At 64.0% G+C, this 17155-nt stretch carries 16 protein-coding genes and 1 pseudogene; 7 read left to right on the top strand and 10 right to left on the bottom strand.

All coding sequences use genetic code 11. From position 1 onward, the window contains the following. Window positions 1-244 precede the first annotated feature (244 nt). Entirely contained in the window at window positions 245-574 is a 330-nt protein-coding gene (gene sutA / locus QQ992_RS27170; protein ID WP_105947199.1) for a dormancy-specific transcriptional regulator SutA, read from the top strand. 331 nt (window positions 575-905) lie between these two features. Here sutA and QQ992_RS27165 read toward each other — a convergent pair whose 3' ends face one another. Genes QQ992_RS27165 through lptM form a run of 6 tightly spaced genes read right to left on the bottom strand, consistent with a single transcriptional unit; the run spans window position 906 to window position 5525 of the window. Then, window positions 906-1601, bottom strand: coding sequence for an HAD family hydrolase (locus QQ992_RS27165; RefSeq protein WP_286111731.1), 696 nt, complete (start codon window positions 1599-1601; stop codon window positions 906-908). Continuing rightward, complete coding sequence (gene xerC / locus QQ992_RS27160) at window positions 1598-2497, bottom strand: tyrosine recombinase XerC (RefSeq protein WP_286111730.1); 900 nt, start codon at window positions 2495-2497, stop codon at window positions 1598-1600. The genes QQ992_RS27165 and xerC overlap by 4 nt, the downstream gene beginning before the upstream one ends. After that, window positions 2497-3207 (bottom strand): DUF484 family protein, encoded by a 711-nt coding sequence (locus QQ992_RS27155; protein ID WP_286111728.1) that lies wholly within the window; start codon window positions 3205-3207, stop codon window positions 2497-2499. The genes xerC and QQ992_RS27155 overlap by 1 nt, the downstream gene beginning before the upstream one ends. A 13-nt stretch (window positions 3208-3220) precedes the next feature. Beyond that, a complete protein-coding gene (gene dapF, locus QQ992_RS27150; RefSeq protein WP_286111727.1) occupies window positions 3221-4051 on the bottom strand; it encodes a diaminopimelate epimerase in 831 nt (276 codons plus the stop codon). A 4-nt stretch (window positions 4052-4055) separates the two neighbouring features. After that, entirely contained in the window at window positions 4056-5303 is a 1248-nt protein-coding gene (gene lysA / locus QQ992_RS27145) for a diaminopimelate decarboxylase (RefSeq protein ID WP_060498160.1), read from the bottom strand. Between the two features lie 9 nt (window positions 5304-5312). Continuing rightward, window positions 5313-5525, bottom strand: a complete 213-nt coding sequence (lptM, locus tag QQ992_RS27140) for an LPS translocon maturation chaperone LptM (RefSeq protein ID WP_016712633.1) — start codon at window positions 5523-5525, stop codon at window positions 5313-5315. 253 nt (window positions 5526-5778) lie between these two features. On the opposite strand from lptM, the gene cyaY reads away from it, so the two are divergent. The 3 genes from cyaY to rnk all read left to right on the top strand — a co-directional run bounded on the left by cyaY (window position 5779) and on the right by rnk (window position 6894). Continuing rightward, window positions 5779-6111, top strand: coding sequence for an iron donor protein CyaY (gene cyaY, locus QQ992_RS27135; RefSeq protein ID WP_016712632.1), 333 nt, complete (start codon window positions 5779-5781; stop codon window positions 6109-6111). Between the two features lies 1 nt (window position 6112). Beyond that, the gene (locus QQ992_RS27130) at window positions 6113-6337 is read left to right on the top strand and encodes a DUF1289 domain-containing protein (protein WP_019096501.1); all 225 of its coding nucleotides are present in this window, start codon (window positions 6113-6115) and stop codon (window positions 6335-6337) included. Between the two features lie 146 nt (window positions 6338-6483). Next, on the top strand, window positions 6484-6894 hold the full coding sequence (gene rnk, locus QQ992_RS27125) for a nucleoside diphosphate kinase regulator (RefSeq protein WP_016712630.1): 411 nt from the start codon (window positions 6484-6486) through the stop codon (window positions 6892-6894). A gap of 116 nt (window positions 6895-7010) precedes the next feature. Here the strand turns inward: rnk and QQ992_RS27120 are convergent, their stop codons facing one another. Continuing rightward, a complete protein-coding gene (locus tag QQ992_RS27120; protein WP_286111724.1) occupies window positions 7011-9866 on the bottom strand; it encodes a class I adenylate cyclase in 2856 nt (951 codons plus the stop codon). Window positions 9867-10035: 169 nt separating this feature from the next. Here QQ992_RS27120 and QQ992_RS27115 point away from each other — a divergent pair, with 169 nt between their 5' ends. Beyond that, on the top strand, window positions 10036-10488 hold the full coding sequence (locus tag QQ992_RS27115; protein WP_105947205.1) for a YaiI/YqxD family protein: 453 nt from the start codon (window positions 10036-10038) through the stop codon (window positions 10486-10488). A 153-nt stretch (window positions 10489-10641) separates the two neighbouring features. On the opposite strand, the gene elbB is transcribed toward QQ992_RS27115, so the two are convergent. Further along, window positions 10642-11301, bottom strand: coding sequence for an isoprenoid biosynthesis glyoxalase ElbB (gene elbB / locus QQ992_RS27110; RefSeq protein WP_060498156.1), 660 nt, complete (start codon window positions 11299-11301; stop codon window positions 10642-10644). Between the two features lie 112 nt (window positions 11302-11413). Here elbB and QQ992_RS27105 point away from each other — a divergent pair. Continuing rightward, window positions 11414-11992: pseudogene (locus QQ992_RS27105) on the top strand (sterol desaturase family protein); the annotation flags it as partial. A 549-nt stretch (window positions 11993-12541) separates the two neighbouring features. Here QQ992_RS27105 and QQ992_RS27100 read toward each other — a convergent pair. Then, entirely contained in the window at window positions 12542-13186 is a 645-nt protein-coding gene (locus QQ992_RS27100; protein WP_286111723.1) for a DedA family protein, read from the bottom strand. A 213-nt stretch (window positions 13187-13399) separates the two neighbouring features. Between QQ992_RS27100 and ppk1 the strand changes: the two genes are divergently transcribed. Continuing rightward, window positions 13400-15649, top strand: coding sequence for a polyphosphate kinase 1 (ppk1, locus tag QQ992_RS27095; protein WP_016712624.1), 2250 nt, complete (start codon window positions 13400-13402; stop codon window positions 15647-15649). Here the strand turns inward: ppk1 and ppx are convergent. Continuing rightward, entirely contained in the window at window positions 15636-17138 is a 1503-nt protein-coding gene (ppx, locus tag QQ992_RS27090) for an exopolyphosphatase (RefSeq protein ID WP_286111722.1), read from the bottom strand. The genes ppk1 and ppx overlap by 14 nt on opposite strands. Between the last annotated feature and the right edge of the window lie 17 nt (window positions 17139-17155).

The following is a 17155-nucleotide window of genomic DNA, read 5'->3' as shown; positions in this document are numbered from 1 at the left end:
ACGAGTAGTCCACACACTTCTCCAGCCTTTGCTAGGCTTGCCAATAGCGTGTGGCCAGCAGGGGCTTATGGATTTTGTCAGGTCCTGCCAGGAGCAGGACCTGCTGGGTGCCGCCTCCCATCAGGAGCGCCGACCCAAGGGCAGTGGCCTAACCCACGGCCAGTTGAATTTTCACTGGTGGCTGCCGGTCTACGGCTGCACTGGTCTATAACTAACCTGCTTTTCGCAAGTCATGAGGTAGAACATGAGCGACGACGATCTGGAAAACGACGACCTCGAAGTAGGCGACGAAGACGAGGGTGATGAAGGCCTCGAAGCGGCAGCTGACGACGGCGCCGAAGACGCTGGCGATGACGACAGCAGCCCGGCACCCACTGCCAAGGGCAAATCCAAGGCGGCGGTCTCGGTAGACGAGATGCCGAGCATGGAAGCCAAGCAGAAAGAGCGTGATGCCCTGGCCAAGGCGATGGAAGAATTCCTTTCTCGCGGTGGCAAGGTGCAGGAAGTCGAGGCCAACGTGGTCGCCGACCCGCCCAAGAAGCCGGACAACAAGTACGGCAGCCGCCCTATCTGAGTGGCTGATCGCAAAAAGCCCGCCGTCGCTGCGGGCTTTTTTTTGGGTGTTTGGCGAGAGATTTTCATTGCCAGTGAGATCGAGCGCCGCCCGCGCGGCGCATCGCGAGCAAGCTCGCTCCTACGTTTGTTTCGGGCCAGTAACGCCTATGATAGACGCGCGCGACCGCCTTGTTTGTACGACGCGATATCGAGCCATGCGCCAAGGCGTCCGCGCACAAATCCCACAGGAAAAATTGGTCCGAAACAGATGTAGGAGCGAGCTTGCTCGCGATGCGCCGCGCGGGCGGCGCTCGATATCAGCACCACCAAAAATATCGAGGCGGCCCCTGTCAGCGCCAGCGCGAAAGGACGTCGGGCAGCTGCGAAAGCCGCTGGATCTCGGCATCCGGCGCCTGTTCGCCCGCCCAGGGCTTACCCTGCGGGTTGAACCACACCGCCCGTAACCCGGCGCGTTGGGCGCCGGCAATGTCATCGCCAGGGTGGTCGCCGATGTGCACCGCTGCGCTGGCGTCCACCTCACCCCGGCGCAGGGCCTCCAGGAACGGGGCCGGGTCTGGCTTGCCGATGCCAAGGTCCTCGGCGCACAGGGCAAAGCGGAAGTAGTCCGCCAGCCCCAGCCGGCTTACGTCGGCGTTGCCGTTGGTAACCACACCCAGGGTGTACTGATGGCGCAGGATCTCCAGCACCGGCTGCACCTCGGGGAAGATCTCCACCTGGTGGCGGGCATGCAGGAACACTTCAAAGCCTTCATTGGCCAGCTCCTGCGCATGTTTTTCGCTGTAGCCGACCTCTTCCAGGGCATGGAACAGCACCCGCCGGCGCAGGGCGCTGATGCGGTGCTTGAGGCCGGGCTCGGCCTGCACCAGGCGCTCGCGGATGGCAAACAGGTGCTCTACCGGCACACCGCCCAGGATCGGGGCGTTGGCTTCCAGCCAGTCGCGCAGCACGACTTCTGCACTGGCGATGACCGGCGCGGTGTCCCACAGGGTGTCGTCAAGGTCGAAGGTGATCAGCTTGATGCTCATGAGTCTGTGCCTTTGCTGCGTTTGGCCCGAGGGTGGGCGCTATCGTACACCGCGGCCAAGTGCTGGAAGTCCAGGTGGGTGTAGATCTGGGTGGTGCTGATGTCGGCATGGCCGAGCAGCTCTTGCACCGCGCGCAGGTCCTGAGACGACTCCAGTATATGGCTGGCGAAGGAATGGCGAAGCATGTGAGGGTGCAGGTGCTGGCCCAGCTCGCGTTCGCCGGCTGCCTTCACCCTTCGCCGAACGTCCCGGGGGCTGATGCGGTTGCCCTGGCGGGTGATGAACACCGCGCGATCGCGCGGGTTACCGATGCCGCGCAGGCGATACCAGGCCTGCAACGCCTCGCGGGCCTTGCGGCCCACCGGCAGCACGCGTGCCTTGCCGCCTTTGCCTAGCACCTGTACCAGACCGGCGGCGAGGTCGAGGTGATCGAGGTCGAGGTTGGTCAGCTCGGACAGGCGCAGGCCCGACGAGTAGAGCAGTTCCAGGATGGCGTGGTCACGGCGGGCGAAGAAGTCATCGTCGACGCCGCCATCGAGCAGCTGCTGGGCGCGGTCGGTGTCCAGCACCTTGGGCAGCCGTCGCTCACCTTTGGGTGCGCTCAGGCCGGAAGCCGGATCGTGCTGGCACAGGCCTTCGCGGATGAGGTAGCGGTACAGGCCGCGTACTGCCGAAAGTAGCCGTGCCAGGCTGCGCGAAGACTGGCCGTGGTGGTGCAGGCGGGCGATCAGCTGGCGCAACGGCTGGATCTGCAGCGTTTGCCAGTCGGCAATGCCGTGCTCCTCGCAGTAGGCCATGACCTTGTTCAGGTCGCGACGGTAGCCCAGCAGGGTGTGCTCCGACACCTGGCGCTCGTTGCGCAGGTGTGCGCAATAAGCCTCCAGTTGGCGCTCCATCAGCGTACCGGGCGCAGGGTTTGGGTCACGCGTGGCACAACGCGGCCCAGCACCTCGGCAATGTAGCCGAGGAACAGGGTGCCGACGCTGCTTTTGTAGTGTTGCGGGTCGCGGCTGCCGATTGCCAGCACCCCATGCAGCCCTTGGTACTCAAGGGTGGCCACGGCGCTGGAGCCCACTTCCCGGCGCTGTTCCTCCCCGAACAGGAAGGCCAGCTCGTGCTCGCGCAGGTTGCCACTGACCGTCTTGCCGCCACCCAGCAGGGCACCGATGGCTTGTTGCGCCTCAGTGTTGCTGACCCAGCGTCCGACTGGCGCGACGTTGTCGCCGAACAGGATCAGGCTGACGAAGGGCACCTGGAACTCCTGGCGCAGGCTGTCCTCGACGGCCATCACCACTTCTTCCAGGCTGCCGGCATCGAGCAGGTCCAGGATCAGCCGGCGGGTCTTGTCGAACAACCGGTCGTTGTCGCGGGCCACGTCCATCAGTTGTGACAGGCGATGGCGCATCTCGATGTTGCGGTCACGCAGCAGCTTCAGCTGGCGCTCCACCAGCGAAACGCTGTCGCCACGCTGGTGCGGGATGCGCTGCTCGATCAGCAGCTCGTCGTGCTCGGCGAAGAAGGTGGGGTGGGCGCGCAGGTAGGCGACCACCGCTTCGGCATCAAGCTCGGCGGACTGCTGGGGTACAACCTGGGGCTGATCGGTCATGGCGGTTACTCGCTTAGAGACGAACCTGTCCTTCGTAGACGCGTACGGCCGGGCCGGTCATCAGCACGGGCTTGCCGGGGCCGGCCCATTCGATGTGCAGGCGGCCGCCGGGCAGGTCGAGGGACACCGGGGAGTCCATCCAGCCTTGGCTGATTGCCGCCACGGCTGCGGCGCAGGCGCCGGTGCCGCAGGCCTGGGTTTCGCCCGCGCCGCGCTCCCACACGCGCAGGTTGGCGCGGTGGCGGTCGATGACCTGGATGAAGCCGGCATTCACCCGCTGCGGGAAGCGTGGGTGGTTTTCGATCTTCGGGCCCAGCTCATGCACGGGGGCAGTGTGCACGTCGTCGACGCGCAGTACGGCATGCGGGTTACCCATGGAAACGGCGGCAATCGAATGCAGCTGGCCGTCGACTTCCAGTGGGTAGTTCTGTGCTTGCGCGTCAGCGACGAAGGGGATTTCGGCAGGGATGAAGCGCGGTGGGCCCATGTCGACACTCACCTGGCCGTCGTTCTGCACGTCCAGCACGATGATGCCGCTCTTGGTTTCCACCCGAATGCGTTTTTTCGCGGTCAGGCGCTTGTCCAGCACGAAACGGGCGAAGCAACGGGCACCATTGCCGCACTGCTCTACTTCGGAGCCGTCGGCGTTGAAGATGCGGTAGCGGAAGTCCACTTCCGGGTTGTTCGGCGCTTCGACGATCAGCAACTGATCGAAGCCGATGCCGGTGTGGCGGTCACCCCATTGCTTGGCGTGCTTGGGCTGGATGTGCGCGTGCTGGCTGACCAGGTCGAGGACCATGAAGTCGTTGCCCAGCCCATGCATCTTGGTAAAACGCAGCAGCATGGGCTTACTCCGGCAGCAGGCTTTCGCCAGCGTACAGTTCGGCGATGGTCTCGCGGCGGCGTACTTCGAACGCCTGGTCGCCGTCGACCAGGATTTCAGCGCAACGGCCACGGGTGTTGTAGTTGGAGCTCATGACAAAACCATAGGCGCCCGCGGACTGTACGGCCAGCAGGTCACCTTCGGCCAGGTTCAGTACACGGTCCTTGCCCAGGAAGTCGCCGGTCTCGCAGATCGGGCCGACCAGGTCGTAGGCACGGCCTTCACCGGCGCGTGGTTTGACCGCACTGACACCCATCCAGGCCTGGTACAGGGCCGGGCGGATCAGGTCGTTCATGGCCGCATCGATGATGGCGAAATCTTTGTGCTCGGTGTGCTTGAGGTATTCCACGCGGGTCAGCAGCACGCCAGCATTGGCCACGATGTAGCGGCCCGGCTCGAACACCAGGGCCAGGTCGCGCGTGCCTACGCGTTCGCGGATGGCCTTGATGTAGTCGGCCACCAGCGGCGGCTGTTCATCGCGATAACGCACGCCCACACCGCCGCCCAGGTCCAGGTGGCGCAGGTGGATGCCGCATTCGGCCAGGCGGTCGACCAGCACCAGCAGGCGGTCGAGGGCGTCGAGGAACGGCTCCACGGTGGTCAGCTGCGAGCCGATGTGGCAGTCGACACCGACCACTTCCAGGTTCGGCAACTGCGCGGCGCGCACGTAGATGGCCTCGGCGTCGGCAATGGCGATGCCGAACTTGTTTTCTTTAAGGCCGGTGGAAATGTACGGGTGGGTGCCGGCGTCGACGTCCGGGTTGACCCGCAGCGACACCGGGGCCACCTTGCCCATCTCGGCGGCCACCACTTGCAGGCGCTCCAGCTCGTCGGTGGATTCGACGTTGAAGCAGTGCACGCCTACTTCCAGAGCGCGGCGCATGTCTTCGCGGGTTTTGCCAACGCCGGAGAACACCACGCGGTCAGCGCGCCCGCCAGCGGCCAGCACGCGCTCCAGCTCACCGCCGGAGACGATGTCGAAGCCTGCGCCCAGGCGCGCCAGTACGTTCAGCACGCCCAGGTTGGAGTTGGCCTTGACCGCGAAACACACCAAGTGCTCGGCGCCTTGCAGGGCGTCGGTGTAGCTGCGGTACTGGGCCTCGATGTGGGCGCGCGAATACACGTAGGTCGGGGTGCCGAACTGTTCGGCGATGGCCGACAGGGCCACGCCCTCCGCGAACAGCTCACCGTCGCGGTAGTTGAAAGCGTTCATCTGGTTTCCTTACTGCGCAGGCGACTGCTCGGGCTCGGACTGCAGCTCGGGCTGCTGTTCTTGTACCGGGGCCGGCTTGGCTTTTGGCTGGTGCTGATGTGCTTTGTGCGCTTTGCCGTTATCGCCGTCTTCAGGCAGATACAGCGGGCCCTTCTGGCCGCAGGCAGAAACGAGGCAGGCAACAGCGACCAGCGCCGCGAAGGAGGAAATCAGGCGCTTCATGGGTGAAATCCTTAGAAAAATGCAGTATTGCGCCCGAGTATACCGAGCGACCGGCGGCTTGCCTATGCAAGGGCCGGTCCGCCGGGCGGAGCAGCAGAAAGCTGCAAGTTCTAAGCTTCAAGCGGCAAGAAAAGGCTGTCAGGTGTAGGCTGAGCTTTTTCTTGCCGCTTGAAGCTAGCAGCTTGCAGCTGGCGCTTTGCGCCCGTATCTTGCCCGGCTTGCCTGTAACGCAGCCAATTTCGAGGTTCCTGCAATGAGTTTGAGTGAAGCGCGTTTCCATGATCTGGTCGACGCGACCCAACAGGCCCTGGAAGACCTGTTCGACGAGAGCGGCCTGGACCTGGACATGGAGAACTCCGCCGGTGTCCTCACCGTCAAGTTCGAAGGCGGCGCCCAGCTGATCTTCAGCCGCCAGGAGCCACTGCGTCAGCTGTGGCTGGCCGACCGTTCCGGTGGCTTCCACTTCGACTACGACGAAGAGAGCAAGAAGTGGGTGTGCGAGAAGAGCGAAGAGCTGCTGGGCGAAATGCTCGAGCGCATTGTCTGGGAGCGGGCCGGCGAGAAGCTGGACTTCGACGAGATCTGACATGAGCAGTGCCCAGGCCCGGCCGCCCAAGCCGCTCTATAGCAACATCAGCCCGGCGGTGCCATCGCCGTGCATCAGCGTATGCCGGCTGGATGAACAGCGGGTGTGCACCGGTTGTCACCGGCATGTCGAGCACATCCGCGAGTGGCGCTCGGCCGATGATGAACGGCGCCGGCAGATTTGCCGCGAAGCCCAGGTCTTGCGCGAGCAGGCTAAGGCACACTGAGCGCAGGGGCTTGAGTATTTACCCGGCTGTGGTAGTGTCGGGTTCTGCGTCGGTGACGCCAAAGCCTTCTCAAACCCCGCCCTTGGGCGGGGTTTTGCTTTATCTGCACATTGAAAACTGCCTGTTCAAAGGAGTCTGACTGGATCATGAGCACCAAACCTTCCCTCATCCTCACCCGATTGGACGTACAGCGTCTGGAGCGTCTGATCGACAGCCTCGACGAGAGTACGCCGGGTGTGCTCGCCCTGCAGGACGAGCTGGACCGCGCCGAGCAGGTGGTCGGTCACGAGGAAGTGCCGGCAGGCGTGGTGACCATGAATTCCCGCGTGCACTGCCGTGAGGAAGCCAGTGGCAAGGACTACCACCTGACCCTGGTGTACCCGAAGGATGCAGGGCCGGAAGGCAAGGTTTCGATCCTGGCGCCGATTGGTTGCGCGCTGCTGGGGCTGTCGGTGGGCGAGCAGATCGACTGGCCGGCACCGGGGGGTAAAACCCTCAAGCTGAAGCTGCTGGAAGTGGAATACCAGCCGGAAGCGGCGGGCGATTTCGACTTGTAAGGTCCAAGGGGGCCGCTGTGCGGCCCATCGCGACACAAGGCCGCTCCTACAAGGGATCGCATTCCCCTGTAGGAGCGGCCTTGTGTCGCGATGGGGTGCAAAGCACCCCCGGCAATTCAGGCTCCCTCCGCCAAAACCTGCTCCAACCCCTCATTCAACGCCTGCTCCAGCACCCGCTTGTAGCTCAGGTATACCTGCGTCGCTCCCAGCCGGTCATCCAGCAGCTCGGACAAATCCAGGTCGGTGATGTAGCACCGGTACCGCCCCGCGCCACGCCGCTGCCCGATGATCTGCCGGGCCACCACCGCATACAGCTGGTCACCATGCTCCAGCTCGGAAAACTCTTGCTGGTCGCAGTACAGCGTCACATGTGCCGTACCCGCCACACCGGCCTGGATGATGGCCTGCACCTCGTAGTAAGGCTGAGCGCTACCCTCGACCGGGGCCGGGCATGGCTCGATGCTGCGCGCCTTGCCAGGGCCGGCAGGCAACAGTTGTGCGTAGTGGATGTCCAGCGAGGCCGCGCGCTGGCTGTCCAGCGGCAAGCGGGCATCGCGGCGCATCACCACCGAACGCAGGAAGCGCTGCAGCGGCAGCAGCAGGTGCGCTTCGTCATGCAAGGGCAGGCGTTGCTGCCACAGGGCATTGTATTCATCCAGCACATACAGGTCGGCCCAGCCATCTAGCAGGCGGTAGAACACCTGGATGCACGCCGGCCGGCCTTGCTCCAGCACCAGGCGCAGATCGTGGTCCAGCAGGGCGTTGGTATCCAGGTACAGCGGGCTGTAGGCACTGCGCTCTTCGCCCAGGTGGCCGAGCAGCGCATCGTGCTCGGCCAGGGTGGTCAGGCTGACATGCCCGGGTAACAGCTCCAGTACATGGGTGTGCCGGGCTACCTGAAGCAGATAGCGGTGGTTCAGGCCTTGGTCCAGCAATAGCTGCACGGTGTCGAATATTTCCTCCACGCGCTGACCGATGGCCTGGGCGCGGCTCTGGCAGAAGCAACGCACCCGCACCCGTGGCCGGTGGCCGCGCAGCACCGGGCTGTTGAGGAAGTCGCGCAGGCAGCGTACCAGCGCGTGTTCGCCTTCGTAGCGCTGCACCAACACTTCGTTCCAGCTGTTCAGGGTGACTTGGTCCAGGGTCAGCACCAGGTTCTCGCGCACGCCGGCATAGCTCAAGGCGTCGGTACGCTCGGTGGTCATCAGGATGTTCAGGTCACGATGGTGGCGCAGCGGGTCGACGGCGACGTTGACCAGCAATAGCACCTCGTCGGCAACACTGGGTTGCAGCAGGCGCACTTCGCTGACGATCGGCAAGGGCAGAGGGATACGCTGCTGCAGGCAGCCCACCAGGTTGAACAGCTCGTACTCGGTGAGGTCGCTGACGCCCGGGTGCAGTGCCAGGCGCGTGCTGCTGTCGATCACACCGTTGCGGTGTGCCCAGGCCAGCAGTTCAAGCAGCTCGCGGCAGCGTTTGATCGGGCTGAAGTGTTCAACTTCATGGGTATTCAGGTTGCCGGTGTACAGCTCCCAGTGGTAGCTGCCGGGCTCCTTTCGGTTGGGTGCCTGGACCAGGGTCAGCGTGCCTTCGGCAAGGTCCGGGGCGATGCCGGGGTTGATCACTTCGACCTTGCCCGCACGGCGCTCGAAGGCCGCATACAAACGCCGGCCCAGCACATTGAGGTCGCGCTGGTCTGCGCGGCTGCTTGCGTTCTGGGTGCGCGCAAACTCGCTGAGGAAGCGATAGCTATGGTTCAGCTCGGCCACCAGTTCGCGGCGTTCGGCTGCCACCTGCTGCACTTTCCATTGGCTGCGGCTGTCCAGCAGGGCCAACTGACGTTCATCCCAGCCCCACTCGTCGGCCAGGCGCTGCAACAGGCGGCGCTGCCAGCCCTGATTGCGGCCTTGGTCGCTGAGTTTCTTGTTCACCTTCAGGTACAGGCTGCGCCGTACCAGTTCCAGGCGCGCAGGCTCGCCACGTTGCAGCAGGTAGCGCTCGATGCGGCGGTAGACCATCACATACGGGTCCAGCTCGTCGAGGTCGAGCTGGTTGGCGAATACGGCTTGCTTGTAGTCCAGGCTCAGGCAGCGCACAGCGGGGTGTTCGCTGGCGTAGGTTTCGGTCAGCAGCAGCTTGAGCAGCGACTTGTAGGGTGAATCGATGCCCTTGAACAACTGCCACAGGCCGGCGCCGACGAACTCGCCTGGCGGTATGTGTGCCAGGTTGCCGAGGTCGAGTGCGTCCTGGCTGCGGATGAAACGCTTGGTCAGCAGGGTCTGGGTGTAGGCGTGGTAGTTGTGTTCCTGGTAGACGGGTACCAGCCACCACAGCGGTGTGCGCCCGGCCAGCCAGAGGGTGGTGCGGTAGAACTCATCCAGCAGCAGGTAGTGCTGGGTGGTGCCGCAGTCGTCGGAGCCTAGCTGGCCCTCGCGCTGGCCCTGGGCAAAGCCTTGCGTGTCGATCAGGAAGAAGTGCGCCTCGGCGCCCAGGCTTGCGGCCCAGTCCTCCAGCAATTGGCACTTGCGGCGCAGTTCTTCCAGCAACGGCTCGGGTAAGCCGGGCGCGTGGCACACCCACAGGTCCATGTCGCTTTGCTCGGCCTGGGCCAGCGAGCCCAGGCTGCCCATCAGGAACAGGCCGTGGATCGGGCGTGGCGGGTTGCCATGGCGGGCCTTGTAGGTGAACGAGCGGGCCAGGCGCTGGGCCTCGACCACCAGGTCGGCGCCTGGCTCGTAGCCCGATACGCCGGCTGGAGTGCTGCCCGAGACGTAACCCGGCAACAGCGGGTGGTTTACATGGAACAGCAGCGGCAGCAGCGTCAGTACCTGTTGCTGGCGTGTCGACAGGCCTTCCATGGCCCGCTGCAGCCGCCCTTGGTTCAGCCGCAGGAAGCGCGCACGCAACGTCGCCAGGACCTTGCGGTCGATGCCTTCGTCCAGGTCTGGGCGGATTTCGTGAGGGTGGTTCATTGCGCACTCGGGCAGGCCAGTGGAGCTGTGGCGAGTTTAGCCTGAGTGGCGGGGTCGGATAAGCGGCAATTGAAATATTGGCGCCATTTTTACAGCGCTTGCCGGGCGGCTGCAGTTTTCACCGGGCTTGAGGCATGATGGGGGCCTTGAATTCATGAAGAGTAGTCCGATGCGTGTATGGATCGATGCCGACGCCTGTCCCAAGGCGGCCAAGGATCTGATCGTCAAGTTCGCCCTCAAGCGCAAGTTCGAAGTGGTGATGGTGGCGGGCCAGGCCGTGGCCAAGCCGGCGTTCTCGATCGTGCGGTTGATCGTGGTGCCAAGCGGCATGGACGCAGCCGACGATTACCTGGTCGAGCACGCTGTGCCGGGCGAGTTGGTGATCTGCAGTGATGTGCCGTTGGCTGACCGCCTAGTGAAAAAGGGCGTGGCGGCGCTGGATCCGCGCGGGCGAGAATTCGACGAACGCAACATGGGCGACCGCCTGGCGGCGCGCAACCTGTTTACCGAGTTGCGTGAGCAGGGCCAGGTGGGGGGAGGGCAGGCGGCCTATGGCGAGCGCGACAAGCAGGCGTTTGCCAATGCGCTGGACCGGATCATTGCCCGGTTATCCAAATCCTGAAAGCTGACGAGGTCCCTGTAGGAGCGGCCTTGTGTCGCGATCGGGCCGCGAAGCGGCCCCAGGATCTCAGCTTCGCCGCATAAATTGCCGGGGCCGCTTTGCGGCCCGATCGCGACACAAGGCCGCTCCTACACAGAGAGCGTGCGCAACGACCTATTCGTGTGTGAGTTCCAGCACCCGATCCACCAGCTTGTAGATCCCGCCAGCCGCTTCGCTGATCGACTTGGCCTCCATGTACGCCGGTGTCGTCACCAGCTTGCGCTGGGTATCTTCGACAATATCGTGCACATCGCACTCTTCATGGGTGCCGCCCATTTTCGTCACGGCTGCCGCCGTGCCTGCGTCGGTACCGATGGTGCAGACCACGCCCGGCCCGTAGATTTTCGCCGCCAATGCCGGCGAGATGCAGATCAGGCCCACCGGCTTGCAGGCGTCGGCAAAGGCTTCAGCCAAGGCCAGTACGTCCGGGTTGACGCTGCAGTTGGCGCCTTCCACGGCAAAGTTGGACAGGTTTTTCGCCGCACCAAAACCGCCAGGCACGATCAGCGCATCGAAGTCTTCGGCCTTGGCTTCGCGGATGTCCTTGACCTCGCCGCGGGCAATGCGCGCCGACTCCACCAGCACATTGCGTGATTCGGGCATTTCTTCGCCGGTCAGGTGGTTGATCACATGCATCTGCGCAATGTTCGGCGCGAAGCACTGCACCTGAGCGCCGCGCTGGTCGAGGCGCAGCAGGGTGATCACGCTTTCGTGGATTTCGGCGCCGTCATACACGCCACAGCCGGAAAGAATCACCGCCACTTTTTTTGTCATGTTCACTACTCCTGAGTCGAGGCGCTAAATGTCCTCTAGTTTGGCAGATGTCGCCATAGGGTTTCCTGCGGGCGCGGCCTAATCTTGTGGGATAACGCTTGAGACCGCGCCCATGGACCTGATACTGCTGGCCGTGCCGTTCTTCTTCGTGCTGATCGCCGTGGAGCTGGTGGCCGACCGTGTGCGCGGCCAGCGCAACTTCACCCTGGCCGATTCGATCAACAGCCTGAGCACCGGCGTGCTGTCGACCAGCACCGGGTTGCTGACCAAGGGCGTGGGGTTGGTGACCTATGCCCTGGCCTTCGAACACCTGGCACTGCTGCGCTTGCCGCCCGATGCCTGGTGGGTGTGGCTGCTGGCCTTCGTCCTGTACGACTTCTGCTACTACTGGCTGCATCGCCTGGGTCACGAACGCAATGTGCTGTGGGCGGCGCACTCGGTGCATCACCAGAGCGAGGAGTACAACCTGACCACCGCACTGCGCCAGACCAGTAGCGGGTTCATCTTCTCGTGGATCTTCTACCTGCCGCTGGCGCTGCTGGGGGTGCCACCGCTGGTGTTCGTCACTGTGGCCTCGCTCAACCTGCTGTACCAGTTCTGGGTACATACCCGGCACATTCCCAAGCTCGGTTGGCTTGAGTGGCTGTTGATTACGCCATCCAACCATCGTGTCCACCATGCGCAAAACCCTGCTTACTTGGATCGCAACTACGGCGGCGTGTTCATTCTCTGGGACCGTCTGTTCGGCACCTTCATGGAAGAAGACCCGGCTGAGCCGGTGGTGTTCGGGGTGACCACGCCGCTGGCCAGCTGGAACCCGCTGTGGGCCAACCTGCAGTTCTATGCCCAGCTCTGGCATGACGCCCGGCGTACCGCCAGCCTGTGGGACAAGCTGCGTATCTGGTTCATGCCCACCGGCTGGCGCCCGGCCGATGTGGCCGCGCGCTACCCGCAGGCCAAGCAGGACCTGGCGTTGTTTCGCAAGTTCGAGATTGCCTTGGGCCGTGCGCAACAAGCCTACGTGGCGGCGCAGTTTGTGGTTTATGTGGCCTTGGGCAGCTACTTGATGGACGTGGCCGAACGCGTGCCGGCCGCCGCGCTGGTGCTCGGCTGGTCGCTGATGGCGTTTGGCTTGTTCGTGCTGGGCGCGTTGCTGGAAAACCGGCCCTGGGCTGCGCGCCTGGAGCTGGCGCGGCTGGTGGTGAATGCGCCGGCGCTGTACCTGGCCGGCGCACTGGGCCTAGGGGTGGTCGCGCCGCTGGCCTGGATCCTGCTCGTGGTCTACAGCCTGCTCAGCCTCTGGAGCCTGGGCCTCGCTCGCCGCCTTGCGCTCCGCACGCAGGGTGCGGAAGCGCCGGCGCAGCCACAGCAGGCCACCCAGCGCCAGCAGGCCACCGAGCACCCATAGCTCGTAACGCTTCACGTTGCCCAGCAGGCCTTCGAGAATGGCGCCGAAGTGGTAGGCAGCGGCGCCCAAGGCTATTGCCCAGATGGCCGCACCAATGCCGTTCAGCAGCAGGTAGCGGCGCGGCGGGTAGCCCGACAGGCCAATGGCCACCGGCATGACGGTGCGCAGGCCATAAACGAAGCGGAAACTCAGCACCCAGATATCGGGGTGGCGGCGGATGTGGTCCAGCGCCCGGTCACCCATGGCCTGCCAGCGCGGCTTGCGCGCCAGGATCCTGCGCCCGTGGCGGCGGCCCATGAAATACCACAGTTGGTCGCCGGCGTAGCTGCCGAAGAAGGCCACCAGGCACACCAGGTTGATGTCCATGTAACCGCGGAACGCAAGGAATCCTGCAAGCACCAGGATGGTCTCGCCTTCGAAGAAGGTGCCTAGAAAAAGGGCGAAGTAGCCGAAATCCTGCAGGAATTGTTGAAGCATTTTCTGAGGTGCTGGCGAAATGAACGCGCAGCCTACCCCTTCGCGCGCGTTCGTGAAAGTGTCCAAATGTGTCTCGACATGAACAATCCCTACTCAGACAATGCCAGAAGCCACGCGCCATGGCTTGCCCTGGTGTGTAACACAGGCGTCATAATGGGCGCTTATCTTGCCGCTCAATTGATGATAGGGCGTTAACGTCCTCAGGAACGCCAGATGAATAACGAAGTGCTCACCCCTGTCGCGATCAAGGATGCCCAGGAGCTCCCAGAAGAGATGGTCCAGACCCCGCCAGACCTGCCGCCTGCGCCCGAGCCGGTAGCGGAGCAGGTGGCCGAGCCTGTGGCCCCGGTGCCTGCCCCCGCGCCCGCCCCGGCAATCGCCGTCCCTGGCCTGGACGACAGCAGCCTGTACATTCATCGCGAACTCTCGCAGCTGCAGTTCAACATCCGCGTGCTGGAACAGGCGCTGGACGAGAGCTACCCGCTGCTCGAACGCCTCAAGTTCCTGTTGATCTTCTCCAGTAACCTCGACGAGTTCTTCGAGATCCGCGTCGCCGGCCTGAAGAAGCAGATCAACTTCGCCCGTGAGCAGGCTGGCGCCGACGGCCTGCAGCCGCACCAGGCGCTGGCGCGCATCAGCGAGCTGGTGCACATCGAGGTAGAGCGCCAGTACGCGATCCTCAACGATGTGCTGTTGCCAGAGCTGGAAAAACACCAGATCCGCTTCATTCGCCGCCGTTACTGGACACCCAAGCTCAAGACCTGGGTGCGCCGCTATTTCCGCGACGAAATCGCCCCGATCATCACCCCGATCGGCCTCGACCCGACTCACCCGTTCCCGCTGCTGGTGAACAAGAGCCTCAACTTCATCGTCGAGCTCGAAGGTGTCGACGCCTTTGGTCGCGATTCAGGCCTGGCGATCATCCCGGCCCCGCGCCTGCTGCCGCGGGTGATCCGCGTGCCGGAAGAGGTCGGTGGCCCAGGCGCAAACTACGTGTTCCTGTCGTCGATGATCCATGCGCATGCCGACGACCTGTTCCAGGGCATGAAGGTGAAGGGCTGCTACCAGTTCCGCCTGACCCGTAACGCCGACCTGGCGCTGGACTCCGAAGAAGTCGACGACCTGGCCCGCGCCCTGCGCGGCGAACTGTTCTCGCGCCGTTACGGCGACGCCGTGCGCCTGGAAGTGGCCGACACCTGCCCGAAACACCTGTCGGACTACCTGCTCAAGCAGTTCAGCCTCAGCGAAAGCGAGTTGTACCAGGTCAATGGCCCGGTCAACCTCACCCGCCTGTTCAGCATCACCGGCCTGGACAGCCACCCGGAGCTGCAATACACGCCGTTCACCCCGGCGATTCCCAAACTGCTGCAGAACGCCGACAACATCTTCAGCGTGATCGGCAAGCAGGACATCCTGCTGATGCACCCGTTCGAGTCCTTCACCCCGGTGATCGACCTGCTGCGCCAGGCCGCCAAGGACCCGCATGTGCTGGCTGTGCGCCAGACCCTGTACCGCTCCGGGGCCAACTCGGAAATCGTAGATGCCCTGGTGGACGCGGCGCGTAACGGTAAGGAGGTCACTGCGGTGATCGAATTGCGCGCGCGCTTCGACGAAGAGTCCAACCTGCAGATGGCCAGCCGCCTGCAAGCGGCCGGTGCGGTGGTGATCTACGGCGTGGTGGGCTTCAAGACTCACGCCAAGATGATGCTGATCCTGCGCCGCGAGCAGGGCGAGATCGTGCGGTATGCGCACCTGGGTACCGGTAACTACCACGCCGGCAACGCCCGCCTGTACACCGACTACAGCCTGCTGACCTCTGACGACGCGCTCACCGAAGACGTCGGCAAGCTGTTCAGCCAGCTGATCGGCATGGGCAAGACCCTGCGCATGAAAAAGCTGCTGCACGCGCCGTTCACCCTGAAGAAGGGCATGCTCGACATGATCGCGCGGGAAACCCAGTTTGCCCTTGAAGGCAAGCCGGCGCACATCATCGCCAAGTTCAACTCGCTGACCGATGCCAAGGTCATCAAGGCGCTGTACAAGGCCAGCCAGTCGGGCGTGAAGATCGACCTGGTGGTGCGTGGCATGTGCTGCCTGCGCCCAGGCATTCCGGGGGTTTCGCACAACATCCAGGTGCGCTCGATCATCGGCCGCTTCCTGGAGCACACGCGGGTGTTCTACTTCCTCAATGGCGGCGAAGAGCAGATCTACCTGTCCAGCGCCGACTGGATGGAGCGCAACCTCGACAAGCGTGTGGAGACCTGCTTCCCGGTGGAAGGCAAGAAGCTGTTGCTGCGGGTGAAGAAGGAGCTGGAAGGCTACCTGACCGACAACACCCACGCCTGGACCTTGCAGCCAGACGGGCGCTACGTGCGCAGCACGCCAACCGGCAACCAGAACCCGCGCAGTGCCCAGGCGACCCTGCTGGAGCGCCTGAGCAACCCGGTCCTCAACGTACGCTGAGGACGAAGCCGACCCGGGTCAGCCACTCCGCCTCGTTGGCGAAGTCGGCCTGGGTCAGCTGGTTCTGTTCCAGCCAGCCTTCCGGGAAGGCGACATCGAGGCTGTCATCGGCAGCCTTGAGCTGAACTTTCGGCATCTGCTGGTTGCCACGGATGTGGTGGAACAGGATGGCGAAGCGCAGCAGCACGCACAGGCGTAGCAGTTTGACGCCTTCGTCACCCAGTTCGGCGAACTTGTCCTTGGGGATGTTGCGGCGGTGGCCGCGCACCAGCAGGGCCATCATCTGCTGGTCCTCGCGGGAAAAGCCCGACAAGTCGGAGTGCTCGATCAGGTAGGCGCCGTGCTTGTGGTAGTGGTAGTGGGCAATATCCAGGCCGATTTCGTGCACTTTCGCCGCCCAGCCAAGCAGATCGCGCCAGTTTCCGTCTTTCAGGTCCCAGGCATCGGCCACTTGGTCGAAGGCGTGCAACGCCTTGCGCTCGACGCGCGCGGCCTGGCCTTGATCCACATGGTAGCGCTCCATCAGCGAGTTCAACGTGCGCTCGCGCACGTCTTCATGGTGGTGGCGGCCGAGCAGGTCGAACAGCACACCTTCGCGCAGTGCGCCGTCGCAGTGGTCCATGCGCTGCAGTTCCAGGGCGTCGAAGATCGCCTCCAGAATCGCCAGGCCCGCCGGGAAGATGGTGCGGCGGTCCGGTTTGACGCCGTCGAAGTCGATCTTGTCGACCTCGCCCAGTTTGAACAGCTTGCGTTTGACCCAGGCCAGGCCTTCAGCGTTGACCTCGCCATTGCCCAGGCCGCCGGCCTTGATGGCGGCGCCGATGGCGCGGATGGTGCCGGACGAGCCGATGGCCTCGTCCCAGGTCAGGCGGTGCAGGGCGTGTTCGATGCTCATCAGCTCCAGGCGTGCAGCGGTGTAGGCCTGTGCATAACGCGCCGGGGTGATCTTGCCGTCGCGGAAGTAGCGCTGGGTGAAGCTGACGCAGCCCATCTGCAGGCTCTCGCGCAGCAGCGGCTCGAAGCGCTGACCGATGATGAATTCGGTACTGCCGCCGCCAATGTCGGCCACCAGGCGCTTGCCTGGGGTGTCGGCCAGGGTGTGCGACACACCCAGGTAGATCAGGCGCGCCTCTTCACGGCCGGAGATGACCTCCACCGGGTGGCCGAGAATGGCCTCGGCGCGCTGGATGAATGCATTACGGTTGCGCGCTTCGCGCAGGGCGTTGGTACCGACGATACGCACGGCGCCAGCCGGCATGCCGTTGATCAGCTGTGCGAAGCGCTTGAGGCATTCGAGGCCCCGTTCCATGGCTTCTTCGCTAAGCAGGCGGTCCTCGCCGATGCCGGCGGCCAGCTGAACCTTCTCGCCCAGCCGCTCGAGAATGCGGATTTCGGTATGGTGGGCCTTGGCCACGACCATATGGAAACTGTTGGAGCCAAGGTCGATGGCAGCGATCAGGGACAGGTTCTTCGCGATGGTATGCGGCATGATCTGGTTGTTCTCGG

Source organism: Pseudomonas kurunegalensis (assembly GCF_030291635.1).
Taxonomy (GTDB): domain Bacteria; phylum Pseudomonadota; class Gammaproteobacteria; order Pseudomonadales; family Pseudomonadaceae; genus Aquipseudomonas; species Aquipseudomonas monteilii.
Note: the sequence above shows the minus strand (reverse complement) of the source record. Positions and strands in the feature narration are given on the sequence as shown.